This is a genomic window from Adlercreutzia rubneri, from assembly GCF_009755265.1.
GTDB lineage: Bacteria > Actinomycetota > Coriobacteriia > Coriobacteriales > Eggerthellaceae > Adlercreutzia > Adlercreutzia rubneri.
This window is the reverse complement of the sequence record NZ_WPOO01000067.1, coordinates 1-535: the sequence shown is the minus strand read 5'-3', so window position 1 is coordinate 535 and position 535 is coordinate 1. Positions and strand designations below refer to the sequence as shown.

The following is a 535-nucleotide window of genomic DNA, read 5'->3' as shown; positions in this document are numbered from 1 at the left end:
TACACCGTGCGGCTGCCCGAGGGCCTCGACCGCGACGCCCTGCAGGCCGCCCTCAAGGAGCGGGGCGTCCCGACGATGGTCTACTACCCCAAGCCCATGCACGGGCAGGGGGCGTTCGAGGGCGCGTGCCTGTGCCCCGACGGCTGCCCCGTGACGGAGCGGCTGTGCGAGACGGTGCTGAGCCTGCCGATGGGGCCGTATATGATCTCGGAAGACGTATCGGTCGTGGCGGATTCCCTCGTCACCGTTTTTGGGTAGACGATGTCGATACGCGACACATTGGCGGTGCAAGCGAAGAATCTTCTGAACAGGGGGTTCTTTCATATACTGGGCTCAACCCTTACGAACAAGCTGATCGTGTTCGCTTCGAATATCCTCATAGTGAGATTCTTGACGCAAGACGAATACGGCGTCTTCTCCTACGCCAACAGCATATATTCGATCGTTCTTCTTTTTACGGGGCTTGGACTGATAAGCGGTTTGTTGCAGTTTAGCTCAGAAAAAAGACCGGTCGAAGAGAAGTTCGAAATACAAA

General features: G+C 57.0%; 1 protein-coding gene. It reads left to right on the top strand.

Annotated features, from left to right (window positions below; genetic code table 11):
* On the top strand, positions 1 to 258 hold a 258-nt coding region (locus GO707_RS11920; protein WP_198161104.1), incomplete at its 5' end, for a DegT/DnrJ/EryC1/StrS family aminotransferase.
* Between the last annotated feature and the right edge of the window lie 277 nt (positions 259 to 535).